The following is a 19,540-nucleotide window of genomic DNA, read 5'->3' as shown; positions in this document are numbered from 1 at the left end:
TTTTATAGAAACAATTAAGTCTTATTTATCAAACGGGATCATATACTGAACGAATGCTTCGATTGCTTCATAGGAAGCCAGACCCAGCTCCTTATACAGTTCGGCTGTAGCACGGTTACGGTCTTCGGCACGCTGCCAGAACAGACGTTCGTCGTCACCCAGGAACGGTGCGCTTTCTGCCTGCGACTGATGTTTCAGGATAGCATTACGTTTGAAGCGCAATTCTTCCGGACTGATAGGAACTGCCATTTCGATGTGGTCCATTTCCCATTCTGCCCATGCTCCGCGATACATCCAAACACGGCAATGTTTCAGCCATTCTTCGTCTTTCAGTTCATCAATGGCAGCCAGTACGGCATCCAGACAAACCTTATGTGTTCCGTGCGGGTCAGCCAGGTCACCGGCCACGAACATCTGGTCCGGTTTGATATCCTGCAACAGTTTCTTTACGATAGCGACATCGGCTTCACCCAGATCATTCTTCTTGACAAGACCTGTTTCATAGAACGGAAGATCCAGGAAGTGAACGTTTTCATCCTTCACACCTGAATAACGGCAACCGTGACGAGCTTCTTCACGACGGATAGTACCTTTCATGAACAGGACATCTTTCTTTTCCGGTTCCCCGTTTTCTACCTTTTCGAAACGCAGGTATTTGATAATCTCTTCCGCTTTGTCTTTAACAGTACTGTCATTCGGAGAATATTTGTCGCAAACATCACGCAGATACTCGCAGTAACGGATTACTTCATCATCCCCCACAGCAATATTGCCGGAAGTTTCATAAGCCACATGCACATCATGGTGCTGGTCGCACAAACGGCGCAAAGTACCCCCCATAGAGATCACGTCGTCATCCGGGTGCGGACTGAATACGATCACTTTCTTCGGATACGGAGTAGCGCGTTCCGGACGATTGGAATCGTCTGCGTTCGGCTTACCACCCGGCCATCCGGTGATTGTATGCTGAATATCATTGAAAATCTTGATATTTACGTTATAAGCGGAACCATACAACGCTAAGAGTTCGCCCAGTCCGTGTTCGCTGTAATCCTTGTTTGTCAGTTTCAGGATCGGTTTGCCGGTCAACTGGCACAGCCAAACGATAGCACGACGGATCAGTTTATTATCCCAATCACAGTTGGTAACCAACCAGGGATGGCTGATTCTTGTCAGTTCGTAAGCGGCAGACAGATCGATCACCACCTTTGCATTCATATGAGTCTGCAAATAAGTAGAAGGAACTGTTTCACTGACCTTGCCTTCAACCGTATTGGCGATGATACGTGATTTATCTTCACCCCAGGCCATCAGAATCACATTCTTGGCTCTCAGAATGGTTGAAATACCCATTGTGATTACACTTGCCGGAACATTTTCAATCGATTTGAATGTACGGGCAGCTTCTTTGCGTGCATCGTTATCCAACAAAACCAGACGGGTTCCGACATTGGCAGATGATCCCGGACCGTTAAAGCCGATATTACTAGCATGCCCTACTCCCAACAGGATATAGTCGATTCCGCCGAAATTCTGGATTTGCTGTTCATACTGTCTGCAAAATTCAAAGATATCGTCTTTCGGCATAGAACCGTCGGGTGAATAGATATTCTTCGGATCAATATCCACCTGGTCGAGGAATGACTCCTTCAAATAAGCCAGATTACTGTTTGTCGATGCGCTCAGCGGATAGAACTCGTATACATTAAATACAATTACGTTGCGGAAGCTCAGTTGTTCTTCCTTATGCATACGGACCAATTCCTTAAATACACTCTGAGGGGAACGTCCGCCTGACAAAGCGAGAACGAAAGGTTCTCCGGCTGCCTGTTTTTTACGTATTTGTGAGGCCAATTCTTTCGCGATCACGAAAGATCCTTCTTCAGCTGATTCGTAGATGTTTGTCGGAATCTTCTCCATACGAGTTAAAACTGATTGCTCGTAAGCGTTTTCCGGACGGTAATACCTGAGCGGTATACGCGTCAGGGTAATCTGAGAACTAAGGTTCGTCTTCATGTTTAATTACGATTTAGTAGAACTTTTTTACTTGAACTACAAATATAACAATTCTCCGTCAATTAATGATTAAGGAAAGCTATCAAAAATATCTATTTACCTATAAGTTGGTACTAAGCCAATGTATTCGTTCCTTCCACCAAATGTCCCATCGACCAGACAGAACGGACATTCAACTTACGGTCCAGAATAACGATATCGGCATCTTTACCACGTTGCAGAGAACCCTTGCGATCGTCTACTCCCATCAGGCGGGCCGGCGTTTCAGAAGCCATGCGAACAGCGTCTGCCAAAGGAACTCCGGCATTTTGGGCCATCGTACGAACCAATACATCCATTGTAGCGATACTACCTACCAATGAAGAATGGTCTGCCAGTTTACAAACGCCATCTTCTATGATAATCCGGGGATCATCAACGGGCTTTCCTTCATTGGCGGCATAGGCCAATGCATCCGTTGTCAGACAAGTACGTTCCACGCCTTTCAGCTTGTAAACCAAACGCAGGATTGTTGAAGGCAAGTGACGACCATCGGCAATCACCTCCACTGTCATATCATCTTCCAGGAACACACTCTCTACCGTTCCTTCATATTTATATTCACGACGCTTATGGAATCCGGGCATAGCATTATAGAAATGAGCCGCATGCGTAAAACCGGCTTCATAAGCAGCTTTAATATCTTCAAATTCTGCCTCCGTATGAGAAACGGCTGCCAAAAGACCTTTCGAACGGACATAACAGGCAAAATCCAATGCCCCCGGTAATTCCGGACTTGCATCCCAACGTTTAATACAATTCGTACTTTCCAGTAACGATTTATATTCGTCCGGATCAGGATCTTTCAAAGCGTCCGTCAGTAAACTGCCTGCCATCTTTGGATTCAGATAGGGTCCTTCCAACTGTAATCCCAACACAGGACTGTTTTTCTCTGCCATCGCACTTTCACATAAGGCAACCCCTTTCCTGATTTCAGTCATGGGAAGCGGGCCCAATGTCGGGAAAATACAAGTCGCCCCATATTTCATGTGTGCGTTCACTGCCCCGTGGAAAGCTTCTTCTGTACATTCCTTAAAATCATATCCACCGCCACCGTGTATATTCATAGCAACGAAACCAGGAATAATATACATTCCTTTGGCATCTACCACCGTAGCCCCTATCACAGCCAGGTCACTATTTGTTACTTCCAGTATTTTACCATCACTGATCAGAACAGAACCGTCTTTTAACCAACCTTGCGGCGTCAGGATCTGTCCGTTTATTATTTGAGTTAACATAACTTCTTCTCTATTTTATTCTTGTTCGATCCCGTTAAAACAACTTATTAGTACCTTCCACCAATTTACCCATAGCCCAGACAGCACGTACATTCAAATCTTTGTCCAAGACCATCAGGTCGGCATCTTTACCACGTTGCAAAGAACCTTTGCGGTCGTAAACACCCATGATACGGGCCGGTGTTTCAGAAGCCATACGAACCGCATCTTCCAAAGGTATCTCAGCTTTCTGTACCACCGTACGAATCAAGCGGTCCATCGTTGCAACACTACCGGCCAACGCTGAGCGGTCGGCAAGTTTACAAACCCCGTCTTCAATGATCACACGCGGGTCGAAAGCCACCTGGCTATCGCTGGCCGCACAAGCCAAAGCATCCGTGATCAGACAAGTCCGTTCAACACCTTTCACTTTATATACCAGACGAAGGATTGTCGGCGGGACATGAATACCGTCAGCTACCACTTCCACTGTCATGTCATCGATCAGATAGATACTTTCGACAGTTCCTTCATACTTATACTCACGACGTTTATGGAAACCGGGCATAGCATTGTAAAAATGGGTGGCATGTGTATAACCCGCTTCATAAGCCGTCTGGATATCTTCATACTCAGCCTGTGTATGGCCGACAGCCGCCAACACGCCTTTCGAAGTGATATACTTGCCGAACTGCATGGCTCCGGGCAATTCAGGCGCAGCGTCCCAACGCTTGATACAATTCGTCTCTTCCAGCAACGGGATATATTCTTCAGGGTCCGGATTCTTGATATTTTCAGGAATCTGACCACCAGCCATCTTCATATTGAAATAATGGCCTTCCAAATGTAATCCGAGGATAGGACTGTCCTTTTCAGCCATCAACTTTTCAGTTGTAGCTGCCGCCGCACGGATCATCGGGATGGTTGAAGACGACAAAGTCGGGAAAATACTCGTCGTACCATGTTGCATATGCGCAGCCACGGCACCACGGAACGCATCTTCCGTACCTTCCATAAAGTCACGTCCGCCTCCGCCGTGAACATGGATTTCCACTCCGCCCGGAACGATATACATTCCCTTGGCGTCAATCAGGTTTGCACCAACTATGGCAAGGTCACAGTTAGTCACTTCCAGAATCTTGTTATCACTAATCAGAACAGAACCATCTTTCATCCAGCCCTGTGGTGTCAGGATACGACCGTTAATAATTTGAGTTAACATAATATTTTGTCTATAAATTAGGCGTTGTTATTTATCAATTAGTTCAATCTCATGGTATGATAAACCGGAGTCTATCGATTGGCAAAAGTAAATACTTTTTATTTAATGCAATCCTTCTTTAATCAATATATTTCAAAAAAAGCGCCACCGGATCACCGGGACGCTTTCTCATTCAATTCTTCTAATTCCATGGTCAACTCCGTCCATGTGTCCATTGTGTCGGACAACTCTTTTTTCAATGATGAATAATCATTATATAAAGAGGTATCAGAAGCCCCTTCGGGAGTTGCCAGTCTGGCTTCAATGGCGGCTATGGAGTTTTCCAGTTCCGTTATTTTATTTTCCGCCTCGGCAACGGCTTTTTCTACTTTCTTAATCGCTTTGCTTTGTTCTTTACGTGCTTCGTAAGAAAGTTTGTTTTGTGTAGGCTGAACATCCGTATCCGCAACCAAAGAAGCTGCCTGTGTGGAACGTTCCAGTTCACGCAAACTATCCATCTTCTTTTTTTCCAGGAATTCATAGATTCCTCCCAGATGTTCTACGACACGCTGGTTTCCGAATTCATATACCTTATCTACCAGACCATCCAGAAATTCACGGTCATGGGAAACGACAATCACGGTACCGTCAAACTCACGCAACGCATCTTTCAGGACATCCTTCGAACGCATATCCAAATGGTTGGTCGGCTCATCGAGGATCAGCAGGTTGACCGGCTCCAGCAACAGGCGGATCATCGCCAGACGGCTTCTTTCTCCTCCCGACAGGACTTTCACCTTCTTCTCGGATGCTTCGCCACCAAACATAAAGGCACCGAGGATATCGCGGATCTTGGTTCGTATATCACCCTGCGCTACATAATCGATCGTATCAAAGACCGTCAGGTTATCATCCAGCAACTGCGCCTGATTCTGGGCAAAATAACCGATCTTCACGTTATGCCCCAATTGCAGTTTTCCTTCATAGTCGATCTGTTCCATGATACATTTGACCAGCGTCGATTTACCTTCACCGTTCTTTCCGACGAAAGCGACCTTGTCCCCTCTGTTGATGGTCAATGTGACATCCTTGAAGATCAGATGATCCCCATAACGTTTAGCCACATTCTCCATAATCACAGGGTAAGAACCGGAACGGGGAGCCGGAGGAAATTTCAGGCTCAGCATGGCTGTATCTACCTCATCCACTTCGATACGCTCTACCTTTTCCAACTGTTTGATGCGTGACTGCACCTGAACGGATTTGGTCGCTTTATAACGGAACCGTTCGATGAATGCTTCGGTATCAGCCAGCTTCTTCTGCTGGTTTTCGAAGGCACGGAGTTGTTGTTCGCGGCGTTCCTTACGAAGCTCAACGTATTCGGAATACTTTACTTTATAATCGTATATGCTTCCCAACTCGATCTCGATCGTACGGGACGTGGTGTTATCAATAAAAGCACGGTCATGCGAAACCAGGATCACAGCATTGGCACGGGTCGCAATGAAATTCTCTAACCATTGGATAGATTCGATATCCAGGTGGTTGGTCGGCTCATCGAGCAACAACACGTCCGGACGGCGAAGTAATAACTTTGCCAACTCGATACGCATACGCCAGCCACCGCTGAACTCGGAAGTCGGACGTTCAAAATCACTGCGGTTAAATCCCAGACCGATCAAAGTACGTTCCAGTTCTGCATGGTAGTTGCTTCCCCCCATCAGCTGGAAATGTTCGGAAAGATGTGTTACCTTATCTATCAGCTTCTGATACGATTCCGTTTCGTAGTCGGTCCGTTCAGCTAGTTCCAGATTCAGCCGTTCGATCTCCTTTTCCATTTCCTGGATATGACCGAAAGCCTGTTCCGCCTCTTCACGAACAGTACGGCTATCGGTCAGCTGCATCTGTTGCGGCAGATAGCCGATCGTCGTCTCTTTGGGAATACTCACCGTACCGGATGTCGGAGACTGCAAACCTGCAAATATCTTCAACATCGTAGATTTTCCCGCCCCGTTCTTACCGACCAGTGCGATACGATCCTTCTTGTTTACCACAAACGAAACATCATCAAAAAGCGTAAATCCGCCAAATTCAACTGTTAGTCCTTCAACCGAAATCATATCTATTTCTTTTATGGCTGCAAAAGTACACAAAAATCGCCTACCACTCCAAATTAGCAGAATGCAGTATCATAATATATGTCACAAAACCGGACAGTACCTTATCGGTAGAAAAAAAATAATTAGTAATATCAGGAAAAATACTCGGAGGATTAAAAATAGAAACGACTAAGTTCTAGCAGAACTAATTTATAACGACACCGCAAATATAGTATATTTTTTATTATCAATGCCTAAATATATTAAAATTAATTACGATCAACAAGAACTTAAGTTGAATATGTTAATTATTAATTACGCAATTAAGTTAACATGCTTTTTTCTATCCGTCACCAATTTTGCCATAAACGACTGATATATTAATAATTAGTTATAATAGAAACGACTAAGTTCTGCTAGAACTATGATAACTTCAAAACTAGTATTAATTATCAATAAAAAAACACATGAACTACAGGTCTATTTTCAAGCAAAACAAACTCCCTTTGCTTCTAATCGCACTTGCTTTTCCTGTTTCAGTAACCACTTCTTCTTTGTATGCCACAACAACAGAAGTAACTATTACCCAACAGAAAAAAGCCATAAACGGAGTAGTCTTTGACGGTGGATTAAATGAACCACTAATTGGTGCTAACGTTGTTGTGAAAGGAACAACCAACGGTACTGTTACGGATTTGGATGGCAAATTCACTTTAGAAGCCGCTCCAAATGACATTCTAGTCATTAGTAGTATCGGATTTAAGTCATTAGAAATTAAAGCCTCTGATGCAGCGAAAGGAAAAATCACACTACAAGAAGACACACAAGCGCTGGACGAAGTAGTTGTTGTAGGCTATGGCGTACAGAAAAAAGCCAATCTGACAGGTTCTGTGGCTCACATCTCGGCAGAAGCGATTGAATCGCGTAGTGTAGCAAGTGTTTCGGCAGCTTTAGCCGGACAAATTCCAGGTGTAACGGCAATACAAAGTTCCGGTGCCCCTGGATCGCAAACCGCAAGTATTACGATTCGTGGAACAAACTCTATCAACGGCGGTAGCCCGCTGGTAATTGTTGATGGTGTACCCGGCAGTATGAATACGATCGACCCGCAGGACATCGAGAGTCTTACCGTATTGAAAGATGCCGCTTCTTCTGCCATTTACGGTGTGCAAGCTGCTAATGGTGTTATTTTGATTACCACTAAAAAAGGTAAAAAAGGTGACAAAGCCCGCATTAACTATTCAGGTTCCGTTGCCTGGTCATCACCGGTTGCATTATTAAAATTCCTGGGTGCCGGAGATTATGCCATGTTATACAATGAAGCTGTAAAAAATGAAAATCCTAATGCCATCCTCCCTTACACAGAAGAAGACATTCAAAACTATCGAAACGGAACACTCCCCGACACAGACTGGTATGATGAAACATTCAAAAAGAATGCACTGGAAACATACCATAACCTGTCTATCAATGGAGGTTCGGAAAAAACCAGTTACAATGCCTCTATCGGTTATACACGCCAGGATGGTTTGATCGACGTCAATAAATACGACCGTTTCAACGGACGTATCAGCGTGGACAGTGACATTAATAAATGGTTGACTGCCGGATTAAATGTTTCCGGTTACAGAGGAACTAAAAACGACGGCTGGGAAGGTTATGCTTCACTACGCCAATATTGTAACCGACTGGCTCCTATTTACCCTGTATACAATGACGACGGCAGCTTCTATTACAGCGGTCTGAACAATCCGGTTGCCCACCTCAACAATACAGGTTTCACACGACAGGTCGACCAGCAGCTTAATGCGACAGCCTATGCTAAAGTCAATATTTTACCGGAGTTGAATGTCAAAGCGTTATTCTCTGTCCGCAATGATACCCGAAACAACGAAGGTTTCAAAAAACTGTTGGAATACGGAACCGGAAACAATACATTTAACTCCGGTCTGCGTGAAGGATACCAAAAATATTACGACTGGAACTGGTATACAACACAAGTCCTGGCCAATTACAACAAAACATTCGGTAAACATTCATTAACCGCATTAGCCGGTTTCGAACAAATCTATTACAATTACAAATATACCGAAGCTACCCGCAAAGGCGGTGGAAACGATGAATTAACCGAATCACTAAACACGCTGGATAAGTCTTCCCAGACAAATAAGAACGGAGGACACGAAACTGCACGCCGTTCTTATTTCGGACGCGTTCAATATGATTTCAACAACAAATATTTATTTGAAGCGAACTTACGCGCGGATGCCTCTTCACGTTTCCCTAAAGATTCCCGTTGGGGTTACTTCCCTTCTGTTTCTGCCGGCTGGCGTATCACGGAAGAAAGTTTTGTAAAAGATGCCGATATCAAATGGTTGAGCAACTTAAAAATTCGTGCAGGCTGGGGACAAACTGGTAATGAAGAATTATCAGATAGCGATATCTATCCGTCGATAGCAACGTATGCGTATGGAAGCTATATGTTCGGAAATTCTCTTTATTCTACCGCCTACGAGACTCGTTATGTAAACTCCCAACTGAAATGGGCAACCGTAACAAACTACGAAGGAGCTATTGAAGCAGGTTTCCTGAATAACCGTTTAGGATTTGAATTAGCTGTCTATAAAAAGAAAACCAAAGATATGTTGTTGTATTTACCGGTACAGGGTGTTTTGGGTATGGACGCTCCTGCACAAAATGCCGGTAGTATGCAAAATACAGGGTTCGACCTGAGTTTATTCCATAACAACCGCATCAACAAAGATTTCAGTTATGCAGTCAACCTGAATATAGCTTATGTAAAGAATAAAATTACAGACATGTGCGGAACAGAAGGAGAAAATCCGGACGACAGTAAATACTGGTATCTGGAAGGGTATGCTTTAGGTTCATTCTATGGGTACGAAGCTATCGGTTATTTCAACACGGAAGAAGAATTAGCTAATGATGCAAAACGTACCGGAACAGAACAGTTAGGTGATATCAAATACCGCGACTTGAATAATGACGGTAAAATCGATGCAGCAAACGACCGTAAAGTAATCGGTAAAGACAAACCGTCATGGACAGGTGGTCTGAACATCGCTCTTTATTACAAAGATTTCGACTTCTCAGCTTTCTTCCAAGGAGCCTTCGATGTATATGGTTATTATACAGGTGAATCTTCTTACGCGTTCTACAATAGCGGCAAAGTATTGGAACGTCATCTGGATCGCTGGACTCCGGAAAACCATAATGCTTCTTATCCGCGTATCACAAAAGATTCACAGATAAACTTCTCGACCTCTTCCTTCTGGTTGCAGGATGCTTCGTATGTTCGTTTAAAAAATATTTCATTAGGATATAATATTCCGTCTGTCCTTACTCAAAAAATAGGAATCGACAAGGTTAAAGTATATATTTCCGGTGAAAACCTTCTGACCTTCAGCGGTCTGGAAGGCATTGACCCCGAAGCTCCGGCTTCCAATCGTGGAGCTTATTACGGAAACGTAAAAAAAGTATCATTAGGCTTAAAAGTATCATTCTAATTTCTCATGACTAAACAAATATGAAAAAGAATATATTATCAGTTGCCATATCGGCCTTATTATTATGTTTTTGTTCGTGCAGCGATTTTCTGGATCGTTACCCGAAAGAAGAGTTGTCTGACGGTAGCTTCTGGACAAAACCGGCCGATGCAGAAATGTTTGTAGCAGACATATATGGTATATTACCCGGTAGCGCAAATGGAGACATAGACGGAGATATCAACTCCGATAATGCAGTACACGGAATCAAATGGGCGGCAGGTGATGTGTCGAAAGGAATTTACGACCCGGCCGGATTTGGATGGAGCGGAAGTTATTCATCTATCCGGGCCTGTAACATCTTGCTCGAAAAAATCGATATGATAGAAGACTATCCTGTTGCAGATAAAGAAGCGACTATCGGTGAAGCACGTTTTTTACGCGCTTACCTATATTTTGAGTTGATCCAACAATTCGGGGATGTTCCTTATATAGAAAAGAGCCTTGCATTAGACGAGATGGAAGGTATTACTCGTACTCCCCGTGAAGAAGTATACAAAAAAGTCATGGAAGATTTCGATTACGCCATCGAAAAACTTCCGGTACAGTGGCCCTCTGACAAATACGGACGAATCACAAAAGGTGCCGCCTATGCAATGAAAGCACGTGCCGCCCTGTATTATGCCGATTGGGAAGTTGCGGCAAAAGCGGCCAAAGCTGTTATCGACTCAAATCAATACGAACTGTTCGATGCTGAAGGTACAGGCCGTTATGCCGAATTGTTCTGGGAAAGCCAAGAAGCTTGTAGTGAAGCCATTTTGATCCGCCAGTTCAATGCTCCCGATAACACAAACTACATCATCGGATGGGAATGTTTTCCTACTAAAGGTTGGGGAGGTATCAATCCGACACAAAGCCTGGTAGACGCATTCGAATGTATCGACGGTGCTCCGATCAACAAATCTTCTTTATATGATGAAACAGATCCATTTACCAACCGCGATCCGCGTCTGGAGGTCTGTGTATTGCATGACGGCGAAGAAATGTATGGAACGACTATTAAAGTAGCACCATTAAAATCAAGTGGAAACACCGGTATCGCACAACATGGCGATGCCACAGCCACCGGTTATTATCAACAAAAATGGTTAGATCCCAATATAGACCCTCAATCCACAGGATGGGATATGGGAAAAGATTGGCATGTAATCCGTTTTGCCGAAGTCTTATTAACTTATGCAGAAGCCCAAAATGAAATAGCAGGTCTGGACGATTCAGCATTCGAAGCGGTAAACCGTGTACGTCGTCGTGCCGGCATTCCCGAATTGCAAAAAAACGATGCGAGCAAACCGACCTATTGCGGAACACAGGATGAACTGCGCCAGCGTATCCGTAACGAATGGCGTGTTGAATTTGCACTGGAAGGAGGTAAACGCCAATGGGATATTCGTCGTTGGGGCATAGCCAAAGATGTACTGAATGCTCCATTCCTGGGATTAAAATACAAATTAGTTGACGATCCGAATGCTCCTGCCGAAGACGGAGGTAAAAAGTGTATTCTCTATCAGGGAGAAAACATAAAACTGACAGGTAGCCGTTATTCCGATCATAATTATGTATATCCGGTTCCACAATCCGAAATCGATCTGAATCCGGCATTGACCCAAAACGCCGGTTATGAATAACAAACTCTAAAAGGGAAGATGTATCAAATGTCTCTGACTGTCTTTGATACATCTTCCTCTTTTCCTGAAACATAAAATATGAAAAACACCTATTGGATTCCATTCCTATGCCTGACCGGACTGTTTCTGTTTCTATTTTCCGACAGTATGGCTTACGTCATATCTTATCATGAACAGCAGGAACTATTTCTGTTCAGCCGTCCTTATCTGGAAAAGTATATTTATGAAATCGGTGGTGCAGGTCGGTATATCTCAAATTTCATCACCCAATTCTTTTATTTTCCCCTTGCCGGTAAACTTATTTTTTCATTGTTATTGTCTTCTCTTTATCTGCTTCCCTACTTAACCTGCCGGAAACTTACCGGTAAAGAAGACCCGCTGCATATAGCTTTATTGATGCCACTCCATCTGCTCATTCAATTCGAGTCTGTTGATTTCAACTTTTACCATGCTTCAAATCTCTTTTGCTCTTTTCTTATATTATATCTTCTTTCTTTTTCCGGAAAAAAATATTTCTGCTATACCTTAATTCCTTTTTTATTAATAACAGGGTTCTGTCTGGGATATTCATCCCCTCTCCTGTCTGTCTCCATCCTCTTCGTCACGGGATTATCAGCGCGGTATTTAACACCTTATCTTACCAATAAAAAAAGATATTTCTACTGTTCAGCCATCTGTCTCTGTTTATATACCGGAAGTACATTTTATTCTTTTGTTATTCATTATAATATGAAAGAACGGTTACTGCTTGAGGCCGAGACTTATGTAATAAATAAAGAATGGGACAAAGTGCTAATCTGCTCCGGTAAACTCCGCGGTAACAACCAACTGATGGAGTATTTCCGTAATATGGCTCTTTTTCATACCGGACGTATGCCCTACGACCTCTTGAAATATCCCCAAAGTAAAGGAGTCGCCTCTCTGTACCTCCCCTGGACAGGCGAAGCCAGGAGAAGCCGGTACGGACATTATATTTACGAACAACTGGGCTATATAAACGAAGCTCACCGCTGGGCATTCGAAGCAATGGTCGTATATGGAGAAACGGCGCCAATCGTCATCAACCTGATTCGGTATAATATAGCAAACCGACGTTACCCTATTGCATTACGCTTTATCAACATTTTGAAACAAACGCTTTTCTATCAAAAAGAAGCGGAGAAATATGAAAAAATGATACGGGAAAAGCAAAATCCGCTGCCGAATGCTCTTCCGTATGCCCCAAACGAAAAGATACGCTTTGCAAATATACTGAATCTAGGTCCGGAATTAAGTTATTTATGTGACCGAGATTCTACCAATCGTATGGCCTTCGAGTACCTGATGAGCAATTTGATTCTTAGCAACCAAATCACACGGTTTGCCGAGAATTTAGGAAGAATCCGGAATTTCGCCTACCCCTCCTTGCCCCGACTATACGAAGAAGCACTCTATTCCTATAAACTGGGAGTAGATGATGAAACATTCCAGGCACTCGGTTTCACAATCAGCCAAGAAACGGAAAAAAGGTTTCGGAATTATTATATCCTCTATCAACACAAAGAACTAAAAAAACTCAAGGAACAATTCGGGGACACCTTCTGGTATTACCTTCACTTCCTGAGTCCTTACGGTAATAAAATTATTGATAAATAAGAATTTATGAATCATACTTCTTCTATATCTTTTATACATTCCTGCATACTGCCCTGTCTGGCAATACTGGCCTTGTTGTGTGCATGCCGGCAAACACATATAACTCCGGATGGGCAAAGCGATAAACCGCTCACTATTTTTCCGGACTATACAGGAGTCACATTTCCTTCCAACATTGCTCCGCCCAACTTTCGGATCATGGAAGAAGGGGATGAATTCTACACGGAAATAGGTAACTCAAAAAAGATATTCTTCACTTCTAAAACAAGACAATCATCAGTCAACATCACAGAAAACAATTGGAGTAAACTTTTGAAAGAGACAGCCGGTGAGACATTCTATATCCGCATCTTTGTACGCCAAAACGGAAAATGGATACAATTTCCCGATATAACAAATTATATTTCCGAATCGCCTATAGACCCCTATCTGGTTTACCGGCTAATCTATCCAGGATATGAATTATGGAACCAAATGGGCATTTATCAGCGCGACCTCACCTCTTATCGGGAAATACCGCTGATAGAAAACCAATCCATTGAAAAAGACTGCCTGAATTGTCATACCTTCTGTAAAAATTCACCGGAAACTATGATGATACATATACGAGGAAAGGTTGGAGGAACTTTAGTTTACAGGCAGGGAAAAATCAACAGGCTGGATGTCAAATCTCCGGAGATGAAAAACGGAGGAGCATATGCCGCCTGGCATCCGGAAGGACGGTATCTGGCTTTTTCAGTTAATGAAATTCAACAATATTTCCATTCGACAGGCCCGAAAGCCGTCGAAGTATCTGATTCAGAATCCGACCTGCTCTTATTGGACACGAAAACAAACCGTCTAATATCCTCACCCGCCATTTATGGAAAGGAATGGATGGAAACTTTCCCTACCTGGAGTCCAGACGGAACAATGCTCTACTTCTGCCGGAGCAAAGCAATCAATGAAAAAACGCCTTTGGACAGCATACATTATGACCTATTCAAAATAGCATTTGATGCCGGAAAAGAATGTTTCGGAACACCGGAATGTATCTACGAAGCTTCCCAAAAAGGAAAAAGCGTCTCCTTTCCCCGGATATCGCCAGACGGAAAATACCTGATGTTCACCTGTTCGGATTATGGTAATTTCTCTATCTGGCATCCTGAAAGCGAACTATACCTATTAAATATGGAAACAAACGAGATACGTAATATGGAAGAGGTTAACAGCAACGATGTCGAAAGTTTTCACACTTGGTCTTCAACCGGAGAATGGTTCGTCTTCAGCAGTAAACGGCAGGACGGATTATGGGCACATCCTTACATCGCTAAATTCGACAGACAAAAAGGTACAGCCGGCAAACCTTTCGTTCTACCCCAAAAAGACCCGGATTTTTATTTCTACTTTACCCAGACATTCAACTTGCCGGAACTACTCACAACACCTGTAAAAATCGGGAACGAACTGATCAGGCAAACTCGAAATAATAAAGAAACAGTAAGTTGGGATAGAAAATAATTGTTATCTTCGTCCCCAAATTAACTACTAACAATTTATAATTCATGAGGAAAAAAAGTTTAACATTATTAGTGGCTACTACCTTAGCCAGCAGTGTTCTATTTTCGTCTTGCATCGGACCATTCGGCTTGACAAACAAACTTCTGAGTTGGAACAGCAATATCGACAGCAAGTTCGTTAACGAACTGGTATTTATCGCTTTCTGGATTGTCCCTGTTTATGAAATTTCAGCGCTCGCTGATGTACTGGTGCTGAACTCTATCGAATTTTGGAGCGGAAGCAACCCTGTAGCAGATGCAGGAACCGTAAAGACAATCAACGGAAAAGACGGTGTATACACTGTTGAAACCCAAAAAGACGGATACCACATCCAAAAAGAAGGCGAAGAAAAAGCCATCGATCTCGTATTCAACGAAGCAGACAAGAGCTGGAGTGTTGAAGCCGACGGCGAAGCAACCAAGCTGTTAAAGTTTACTGAAAACGACGAAGTTGTCATGTATTTGCCGGATGGTAAAGAAATGAACGTAGAATTGAATCAGGCAGGTGTTCTAGCATTCCGTCAAGTAGCTGAAGGTTATTCTTTTTACGCTGCTAAATAAAAAACAACTTTAAAAATGGGAGACTGGTAATTGGTATGTATATAACCTTACCAGCCTCCTATTTTTTATCAGATACTACCAACCTAAATAAATACAAATGAAACACTTAGTTAAGAAAGCAATGCTCACCGGAGCATTCGGTTGCTTCCTTTTGGGTACTGCATTGGCTGATAATGCGACTGCATCCCAGGACACGAAGCCTTACTGGCAGGACGTTCAAGTCGTTGCCGTAAACAAAGAACTGCCACGCAGCTCATTTATGACGTACGGCGACCGTTCGACAGCCCTTACTTCACGTTTTGAAAAGAGTCCCTACTATTCATTACTGAACGGAACCTGGAAATTCTATTTTGTAGACTCCTACAAAGATCTTCCGGCAAATATCACAGATCCTTCAACAAGCACTTCTTCCTGGGATGATATTACCGTGCCGGGCAACTGGGAACTTCAGGGACATGGTACAGCCATCTATACAAACCATGGCTACGAGTTCAAACCCCGTAACCCGCAGCCTCCGCTATTGCCGGAAACAACTCCGGTAGGCGTTTACCGTCGTGACTTCGAAATCCCGGCAAACTGGGACGGACGTGATGTGTATCTGCACATTGCAGGTGCCAAATCAGGTCTTTACGTTTATGTGAACGGCAAGGAAGTCGGTTACAGCGAAGATTCTAAAAATCCGGCAGAGTTCCTGATTAACGACTATCTGCAACCGGGAAAGAATGTTCTTACCCTGAAGATATTCAGATGGAGCACCGGTTCATATCTGGAATGCCAGGACTTCTGGCGCATCAGCGGTATCGAACGTGATGTATTCCTGTGGTCACAACCCAAGATTGCAGTAAACGATTTCCGCGTAATCTCTACCTTGGACGATACTTATAAAAACGGTATCTTCAACCTGGCCGTAGACATCAAAAACCATACGAAAGCAGCAAAAGACATTACTGTATCTTACGAACTGCTGGATGCAAAAGGACAGACTGTTGCAACCGCCGACAACAAGTTATGGGTCGGAGCCAACAGTATCAAGACAGCTTCTTTTGAAAAAGAGTTGAACGATGTCGCCACCTGGAGTGCTGAACATCCGAATCTTTACAAACTGTTGATGACGGTAAAGGAAGACGGCAAAGTAACGGAAGTCATTCCTTCGAACGTTGGTTTCCGCCGCATCGAAATCAAACCGATCGACCAGATTGCCGGTAACGGAAAGCCTTACACCGTACTGTTGTTCAACGGACAGCCGATTAAGTTCAAAGGGGTGAATATCCACGAACATAACCCACTGACAGGCCACTATATGACAGAAGAACTGATGCGTAAAGACTTCGAACTGATGAAGAAAAACAACATCAACTCTGTACGTTTGTGCCACTATCCGCAGGACCGTCGGTTCTATGAACTCTGCGACGAATACGGATTATATGTCTACGATGAAGCCAACGTGGAATCGCACGGTATGTATTACAGCCTGAGCAAAGGCGGTTCGCTGGGTAACAATCCGGAATGGTTGTTGCCGCACATGGACCGTACGATGAATATGTACGAACGTAACAAGAACTATCCGTCGGTAACTATCTGGTCTTTGGGTAACGAAGCCGGTAACGGATACAACTTCTACCAGACTTATTTATATGTAAAGAATAAGGAAAAAGGAGCAATGAACCGTCCGGTCAACTACGAACGTGCTCTTTGGGAATGGAATACCGACATGTATGTACCGCAGTATCCGAGTGCTGGATGGCTGGAAGAAATCGGAAAAGAAGGTAGCGACCGTCCGATAGCTCCTTCTGAATATGCCCATGCCATGGGTAACTCGACCGGTAACCTTTGGGGACAGTGGAAAGCTATCTACAAATATCCGAACCTCCAGGGTGGTTGGATTTGGGACTGGGTAGACCAGGGACTTCTTGTTAAGGATGAAAACGGCAAAAACTATTATGCATACGGTGGCGACTTCGGCGTTAATATGCCTAGCGACGGTAATTTCCTTTGCAACGGTATCGTAAATCCGGACCGCACTCCGCATCCGGCCATGAAAGAGGTGAAATTTACACATCAGAACGTTGGTTTCGATGCCGTGGATGTAGCTAACGGTGTGTTTAAAATCACGAACCGCTTCTACTTCACCAACCTGAAGGATTATACGATTACATATACTGTAAAAGCGAACAACAAGGTAATCAAGAGCGATAAAGTTTCACTTGACCTGGCTCCGCAGGCTTCACAGGAAATCACTGTTCCCGTAGCAGGTCTGAAACCACAGGCCGGCGTCGATTATCTGGTTAATTTCGTTGTTACTTCTAATAAACAGGAAGGTGTAATTCCTGCCGGTTACGAAATCGCCCAGGACCAGTTCCGCTTACCGATAGAAGCCGATAAAGTTGCTTATAAGGCAGGTGGTCCTAAACTGGCCGTATCAGAAGAGGGTGATAACGTGAAAGTAACTTCTTCCAAGGTAAACTTCGTGTTCGACAAGAAGTCAGGCGTTGTTAGTTCCTATAAGGTGGGCGGCACGGAATATTTCAACGAAGGTTTCGGTATCCAGCCGAACTTCTGGCGTGCTCCTAACGACAACGACTACGGAAGCGGTAACCCGAAACGTTTGGAAATATGGGAACTGTCAAGCCGTAACTTCAACGTGACTAAGGCTGCTGCCGAAATCGTCGACGGAAATGCCATCGTAAATGTGGAATATAAATTACCGGCCGGTAACGAATTCCTTATCACTTATAAGATTTATCCCGACGGTGTAATGAATGTGGCTACCCACTTCACCCCGGCTCATCTGGATGGCGTAAAGATTGGAATCTCCGAAGCGACTGCAACAGCAACGTTCTCACCCGGACGTGACAAAGTCAGCGACCGTGACAAAATGGTCGTTCCCCGTATCGGCGTACGTTTCCGTCTGCCGGTAACTATGGACCAGCTGGAATACTTCGGTCGCGGACCAGTAGAAAATTATTGGGACCGTAAAGCCGGTTACATGATCGGGCAATACAAGAGCACGGCAGAAGAGCAATACTTCCCCTATGTTCGTCCACAGGAAAACGGCCACCACTGCGATACCCGCTGGCTCGCATTAGGCGGTAAAGGCAAGAACCTGTTAATCGTTGCTGACGATGATATGGAATTCAACGCCATGCGTAACTCCGTGGAAGATTTCGATGCCGGTAAGACAACCAACCGTCCGTACCAGTGGAACAACTTCACACAGGAAGAAATCAACAACCGTCCGAACATCGGTCCGTACGATAAACCTCGCCAGACACACATCAATGATATTACCCCGCGTAACTTCGTTGAAGTATGTGTTGACCTGAAACAACAGGGACTGGCCGGTTACGACAGTTGGTATTCACGTCCTGAACCTGAATATACATTACCTGCTGACAAGGAATACAAGTGGGGCTTCACTTTAATCCCGGCAGAAAATGCCAGCAGCGCACAAAAGAAAGCGGGCTATAGCTACAAATAAATAAAGCAATCATAAGATAGAAAGGGGACTCTGTACATTCAGGGTTCCCTTTTTATATTATGTGAATTCGGTATAACTAATTTAGAAATAATTGAGTTATCCCGTTCCCGTGCTTGACACGGGATCGCAAAGGCACAGACCGTATCCTATAATATCTTTTGATACCGCCAGTTCTCTTGCGGCCCCGTGTCAAGCACGGGGACAGGATAGCTCATATCTGATAATAACTGAAACAAATTAATTCCGCGAACAGGTAAATAAACAGAATAGAAAGATACTACACAAAGTTTTATATATTTATCTGCCATCTGCAACCAATCCATATAACACACTGTATATATGCTACATAGATGGTGACAGATGCCTGATTTTATCTGCAACCACATCTGCCATCTACCACTCTTTAATTGATATTATTCTGAAGCGTTTACTATATATGCAGGTGACAGATGGCAGATGTTTTTGTAAAACAGTATGTATTATATTTGTATCAGCTTAGAGAAATTGTCACTGAATATTATCTCAAAGGTTACTACTTATTATCACCAAAGTCACTGCTAAC

The 19,540-nt window shown here is 43.8% G+C and carries 10 protein-coding genes; 6 read left to right on the top strand and 4 right to left on the bottom strand.

All coding sequences use genetic code 11. The annotated features are described in order from the left end of the window. Window positions 1-21: 21 nt before the first annotated feature. The 4 genes from C825_RS10795 to C825_RS10780 form a co-directional block, all read right to left on the bottom strand. Entirely contained in the window at window positions 22-2,016 is a 1,995-nt protein-coding gene (locus tag C825_RS10795; RefSeq protein ID WP_007658847.1) for a glucosamine-6-phosphate deaminase, read from the bottom strand. Between the two features lie 113 nt (window positions 2,017-2,129). After that, window positions 2,130-3,296, bottom strand: coding sequence for an N-acetylglucosamine-6-phosphate deacetylase (gene nagA / locus C825_RS10790; protein ID WP_010802462.1), 1,167 nt, complete (start codon window positions 3,294-3,296; stop codon window positions 2,130-2,132). A 34-nt stretch (window positions 3,297-3,330) separates the two neighbouring features. Beyond that, on the bottom strand, window positions 3,331-4,497 hold the full coding sequence (gene nagA, locus C825_RS10785) for an N-acetylglucosamine-6-phosphate deacetylase (RefSeq protein WP_007658849.1): 1,167 nt from the start codon (window positions 4,495-4,497) through the stop codon (window positions 3,331-3,333). Window positions 4,498-4,649: 152 nt separating this feature from the next. Next, window positions 4,650-6,596, bottom strand: a complete 1,947-nt coding sequence (locus tag C825_RS10780; RefSeq protein WP_010802461.1) for an ABC-F family ATP-binding cassette domain-containing protein — start codon at window positions 6,594-6,596, stop codon at window positions 4,650-4,652. Window positions 6,597-7,042: 446 nt separating this feature from the next. Here C825_RS10780 and C825_RS10775 point away from each other — a divergent pair, with 446 nt between their 5' ends. From C825_RS10775 to C825_RS10750, 6 genes are all read left to right on the top strand, one after another. Further along, window positions 7,043-10,102 (top strand): SusC/RagA family TonB-linked outer membrane protein, encoded by a 3,060-nt coding sequence (locus tag C825_RS10775; RefSeq protein WP_010802460.1) that lies wholly within the window; start codon window positions 7,043-7,045, stop codon window positions 10,100-10,102. 20 nt (window positions 10,103-10,122) lie between these two features. Beyond that, complete coding sequence (locus tag C825_RS10770) at window positions 10,123-11,766, top strand: RagB/SusD family nutrient uptake outer membrane protein (RefSeq protein ID WP_010802459.1); 1,644 nt, start codon at window positions 10,123-10,125, stop codon at window positions 11,764-11,766. A 78-nt stretch (window positions 11,767-11,844) separates the two neighbouring features. Beyond that, window positions 11,845-13,401: a DUF6057 family protein gene (locus tag C825_RS10765; RefSeq protein ID WP_010802458.1), complete on the top strand. Its 1,557-nt coding sequence runs from the start codon at window positions 11,845-11,847 to the stop codon at window positions 13,399-13,401. Window positions 13,402-13,407: 6 nt separating this feature from the next. Continuing rightward, window positions 13,408-14,901, top strand: coding sequence for a TolB family protein (locus tag C825_RS10760; protein ID WP_010802457.1), 1,494 nt, complete (start codon window positions 13,408-13,410; stop codon window positions 14,899-14,901). Between the two features lie 44 nt (window positions 14,902-14,945). Then, window positions 14,946-15,500: a DUF3332 domain-containing protein gene (locus tag C825_RS10755; protein ID WP_010802456.1), complete on the top strand. Its 555-nt coding sequence runs from the start codon at window positions 14,946-14,948 to the stop codon at window positions 15,498-15,500. A gap of 97 nt (window positions 15,501-15,597) precedes the next feature. Further along, a complete protein-coding gene (locus C825_RS10750; RefSeq protein WP_010802455.1) occupies window positions 15,598-18,978 on the top strand; it encodes a glycoside hydrolase family 2 TIM barrel-domain containing protein in 3,381 nt (1,126 codons plus the stop codon). The last annotated feature ends 562 nt before the right edge of the window (window positions 18,979-19,540 follow it).

The organism is Parabacteroides sp. ASF519 (assembly GCF_000364265.2).
In the GTDB taxonomy this organism is placed as follows: domain Bacteria; phylum Bacteroidota; class Bacteroidia; order Bacteroidales; family Tannerellaceae; genus Parabacteroides; species Parabacteroides goldsteinii.
This window is presented reverse-complemented; position numbering and strand designations above follow the sequence as displayed.

What these genes read in the sequence shown, in the direction of transcription:
- C825_RS10795 (WP_007658847.1), bottom strand. Translation starts at nt 2,016, where the DNA reads ATGAAGACGAACCTTAGTTCTCAGATTACCCTGACGCGTATACCGCTC.
- nagA (WP_010802462.1), bottom strand. Translation starts at nt 3,296, where the DNA reads ATGTTAACTCAAATAATAAACGGACAGATCCTGACGCCGCAAGGTTGG.
- nagA (WP_007658849.1), bottom strand. Translation starts at nt 4,497, where the DNA reads ATGTTAACTCAAATTATTAACGGTCGTATCCTGACACCACAGGGCTGG.
- C825_RS10780 (WP_010802461.1), bottom strand. Translation starts at nt 6,596, where the DNA reads ATGATTTCGGTTGAAGGACTAACAGTTGAATTTGGCGGATTTACGCTT.
- C825_RS10775 (WP_010802460.1), top strand. Translation starts at nt 7,043, where the DNA reads ATGAACTACAGGTCTATTTTCAAGCAAAACAAACTCCCTTTGCTTCTA.
- C825_RS10770 (WP_010802459.1), top strand. Translation starts at nt 10,123, where the DNA reads ATGAAAAAGAATATATTATCAGTTGCCATATCGGCCTTATTATTATGT.
- C825_RS10765 (WP_010802458.1), top strand. Translation starts at nt 11,845, where the DNA reads ATGAAAAACACCTATTGGATTCCATTCCTATGCCTGACCGGACTGTTT.
- C825_RS10760 (WP_010802457.1), top strand. Translation starts at nt 13,408, where the DNA reads ATGAATCATACTTCTTCTATATCTTTTATACATTCCTGCATACTGCCC.
- C825_RS10755 (WP_010802456.1), top strand. Translation starts at nt 14,946, where the DNA reads ATGAGGAAAAAAAGTTTAACATTATTAGTGGCTACTACCTTAGCCAGC.
- C825_RS10750 (WP_010802455.1), top strand. Translation starts at nt 15,598, where the DNA reads ATGAAACACTTAGTTAAGAAAGCAATGCTCACCGGAGCATTCGGTTGC.